Here is a 3966-nt window from a genome sequence, read left to right as displayed (position 1 = left end):
CGCTTGAGGTCCGTGGGCGAAAGGTCGGCAATGCTGTTCATGCGTGTCGGCTTTCGGTTGGAGGAAGACGCGCGGTGGCGTCTGAATGTGAAAAGCCACCGCGCTGTCCGGATCGGGACATCGGGGTCAGTGGATTTTCTGAAGAGCGTCGCGCAGCCGCTGGGTGGCGCGCTGGTAGCGCTTGCGCGCCGCCGCCTCGGACAGGCCAAGTTCGACGCCAGCTTCGGCTTGGCTGAAGCCTTCGACCGCCACGCGGATCACAAGGATTGCATCCGCACCCACCAGCAGCCGAAGATCGCGAAGCAGTTGTGCCTCGCTGATCGCCGCGTCGGCGGAACCATCATCGACGGCAACCTCGTCAGGTTCGGTTTCGCTGCGCAGACTTTGGCGACCGGCTTCTCGCTGATGGGCGCGCAGGATATCCCGCTCGACGTTGCGCAGGATGGTGCCCGCGATCCAGTTGACCCGTTGCAGGTCCAGACCGCGAATTGCTTCAGTAGTGCGGCCAAGGATGTCGGCGGCGATTTCATCGCCGGTGCCGACCTTGCGCCAGATGCAACGGCGCCGGATGGCGTCGAGACCGGGCCAGAGCGCCAGCAACATCAGGGTAAGGGCGCAATCGCCCGTATGCCCATCGGAATGCGCAGCGCGGGCCAGAGCGGCGAGGATCAGGTTCTTCTGATCCGGGCTGCCCGCTTTCTGATGCAGCGCATCCAGCAAGGCGGCTGGATCGCGGAAGCCTAGGACCGGCCCCTGTTCGCGCCGGATGGCATCGAAACTGCGCTGGAAGCGGAGGGTGGAAGCGGAATGCATGATTTGATCACGGATCTCGTGCCATGCGAAAGACATTGGACGCCTGCCTTGCGGCCAGGCGTCCAGCGCCTTTGTGTGGCCAGGTCAGGACGTCGCGCGTCTCTGCGATTTCAGGGGGTTGGTGGTCGTGGGTCGCGTCAGTCGGTGGGGCTGGACGCCTGATTCAGCGTCCCGCAGCCGCGGCACGTGGCCTGGACGGGGAAACCCACGAAGTACTCGTGCCCCCGCGCAAAGCGCAGGTGCATGCGGCCGTCCCGGCAAACGCCGAGCAGCTTGTCACAGCGCGTGCAGCGCCATTCCGGGTTCAGGATGGTGGGCTTGGGTTTCGCGCCGGTGGGCCAGCTCGGCGGGGCGGCTTGGCGCGATGGGAAGGGAGTCGGCATTGGGTGCTCCTCTGTGAGTGGAGCACCCGAATTGCATCAGGGAATCATCGACTGACGACCGGTCGAAACATCAATGGAGCATCAATCAAGCTCGGACGGGGACGAATTTAAGTGCTCAAAGCCCAGAATTTTCGCCGAACGTTTCGGACGTAGGTGTCTTTGATCGCATCCCATCGTGTTCCGAAAAGTTGCCCAACCGACTTTGAGCTGCTGTTACCAAGCAACGCGGAGGTCTCGACGCCGACCCCACCACGATGGTGGTCTTCAACCAGAAGACGGATGCAGTTTTGCTGATGTTCGCCATCGACTGGAAGATGCGGCTTGCCAGGCACTTTCAGGATGAGTTGCTTTCCAGGCCCCGGTTCCAAACTCACCTTCTCGGCCCCAAGAGCAGCGGCAAGGCCGGTCCGGAAGGCTGCCTCAACGTCACTCGCAGTCAGGACATTGCCAGTTGTCGGGAGAGTCCCGCTTCGCACTATCGGGATCACAACGTGGGGACCGATGTGTTCCCAGCCAATTTCCTTGCCAGTGAAGACGATTCCGGGGAGCGTCGATACGTCCTGGCGGAACTTGCCGTCTGCCTGCATGTAGCGGTTCGTGTCAGAGAGCCCGCGGCATAGGTAGCAGGGGACACTTTGGTCACCGAACCTTGCCGATCCGATCTTTACGAAGTCTCTGTCAGATTGGGCTCGCGGTCGATCATCGATCAATCCTTGCAGCGCATCGACCAAGCGTTGCTCAAGCCAACCATGCTTGACCTGGTAGACGACTCGACTGTCTTGGGATGGGGGGTCCTGTTCCGCGTCGATATCTTCGATCAGTATCGGTTCGGCCGAATGTCGAACCAGTAGTCCAGCTTGGACAAGGCGTGTCGGGTCAACGCCGCGCTTTTCAAAAAATTGAGCGGATATTTTATCTTCACCCAAATCAAACAGTTCCGCGAGAATCGGCAGCAGGGCATCGATCTCACTATGATCCAGATCCCGAAAGGGTTGCATCACGCCCCAATGCGAAAGAAGCGCTCTCCCAAGTCGTCGCAACTCGGAATCGACGTTAGCACTCAAATTGCAGCGGTTCCGATCTGATATTGCGAATTCCAACAGTTCGGCGACATCGTGACCGTCCCGAGTGAACTTGATTGAAAAAGCAATGCGGCTAACCCCGAGTGCTCGCCGCAATATGCGTTTGTGGCCGATTGTCTGTTCAAGAAACTGCGAGATATCATCTCGGAAGGGGACGCGCAGTTTTAGGCGGCGTTCCCACTGCCCGACACGGAGCTCAATCTCTGTGACTGCAGCGCGCTCTATCAAAAAACCCGGCACTTCGGGGGCATCGAGCTCTAGCGATTGCAGAAATCTGGATGTGTCATAGTTTGCCCATGTCAGTGGCTTGCTCGAGATATCATGCTTTAGCGCCACTTTTGCAAAAGTCTCGGACACAGCACTGCGAACTTCAGCCGTTTGCGCGCAGACCTCCAGCCTCTGGCTACTTGGAGTGAAGATCAGGACAACTTCATCCTGTGGCAGGAAATAGTGAAGCCGACGGCTCCCATCATCAGGGTGCTCAGCAACGCTTGACTTTCGCCCCCCATGTCGAACGATTGCCATTACTGATGCTGGGTAGTCTTTGTTTTTAGGCAGGTCTATAACGCTAATTCCGCATCGTTTTGACAACTTCAGCTTCTTCTGGATGGCCGTGAGCAATTCAACTTCGGGCACGTCATCTCCGACAAAGCCGAAGTTTTCTTCCAACGGAACATCCAGCGCGCTGAAGGCATGCTCAGCCTTTCGCCATTCGCGCGCATTGCGAAATGCGACACAGTCGTCAAATGCCTTGCGGTGCTTCACGTGCAGCCAAATCGCACGACAAAGGTCGTCTGGTTGCGACTGCCACGTTTCAAATTCTTCGTTGGATAAATGGCGTTTCAGGACCGGTGGACATGAGTCCGGGCCCTTTCCTTCTGCTAGCAGATAAATCCGCTGGCTCTCAGTCTCAATCGGCTGAAGGTCTTCCAATGATAACTTTGATAGGTCTGCGGCAAAAACATTCCGCAGGCTATCCTCGTCGTGGTCTTCGATGCTACTCAAAGATGCCGAAACAACGGCAAAGTTCTCGTCCGGCTGTTGCAAGTACAACGAAAGATGCTCGGTGCTGGCGTTATCCAGGACGTATGTCAGGGACCGGCCCATACGTTTCGACTGACGCGCCATCTCACCTCCCGTAATGATTGTTAAATACTGAACCAGATCAACTTCCGTGAAGTTTTAGGCGGCTGCAATCAGATTCTTGCAGAGACAACGCCCGGCGTGTCCCACGCGGGCATCCGGGGTGGCTTTAGGCTTGTGTATGCTCCCGCCAGGTCAACGATGAAACGCCCCAATCCCACACCGCCAACCCAGTTGACCCACGCACAGCGCCGCGCCGAACTGTGCGGGCTGCTGGCGCTTGGCCTGATCCGGCTGCGGATGCAGGTACGGGGTGAATTCTCTGACCAGACTGGAGAAAGTTGCCTACACTGTCTGGCCGACCAATGCCTTCATGCAACTCCAAGCCACCGGAGAGACGCATGACGAAGTCCGATCCCATCCCGAAGCGCCTGGCCGCGCTGAAGACGACCACCACGCCCGAGCTGAAGGCGCAGTGGCGCGACCTGTTCGAAACAGAACCGCCTCCTTTCAACCGCCGCTATCTTGAATCACGTCTGGCCTACCGCATCCAGGAACTGGCCTATGGCGGGCTGAAGCCCGATACGATCCGGCGACTGGAAGCC

4 protein-coding genes are annotated in these 3966 nt (G+C 58.3%); 1 reads left to right on the top strand and 3 read right to left on the bottom strand.

Annotated elements, in window-relative coordinates; all coding sequences use genetic code 11:
- Nucleotides 1-126: 126 nt before the first annotated feature.
- The 3 genes from ACEW8Q_RS11495 to ACEW8Q_RS11485 form a co-directional block, all read right to left on the bottom strand.
- A complete protein-coding gene (locus ACEW8Q_RS11495) occupies nucleotides 127-849 on the bottom strand; it encodes an RNA polymerase sigma factor (RefSeq protein ID WP_373504196.1) in 723 nt (240 codons plus the stop codon).
- Between the two features lie 101 nt (nucleotides 850-950).
- Nucleotides 951-1196, bottom strand: a complete 246-nt coding sequence (locus tag ACEW8Q_RS11490) for a hypothetical protein (protein ID WP_373504195.1) — start codon at nucleotides 1194-1196, stop codon at nucleotides 951-953.
- Nucleotides 1197-1303: 107 nt separating this feature from the next.
- Complete coding sequence (locus ACEW8Q_RS11485) at nucleotides 1304-3406, bottom strand: hypothetical protein (protein WP_373504194.1); 2103 nt, start codon at nucleotides 3404-3406, stop codon at nucleotides 1304-1306.
- Nucleotides 3407-3762: 356 nt separating this feature from the next.
- Between ACEW8Q_RS11485 and ACEW8Q_RS11480 the strand changes: the two genes are divergently transcribed.
- The coding region (locus tag ACEW8Q_RS11480; RefSeq protein ID WP_373504193.1) for a DUF2924 domain-containing protein at nucleotides 3763-3966 on the top strand (204 nt) is incomplete at its 3' end.

This window comes from Aestuariivirga sp., from assembly GCF_041738905.1.
Classification (GTDB): Bacteria; Pseudomonadota; Alphaproteobacteria; order Rhizobiales; family Aestuariivirgaceae; genus Aestuariivirga.
Note: the sequence above shows the minus strand (reverse complement) of the source record. Positions and strands in the feature narration are given on the sequence as shown.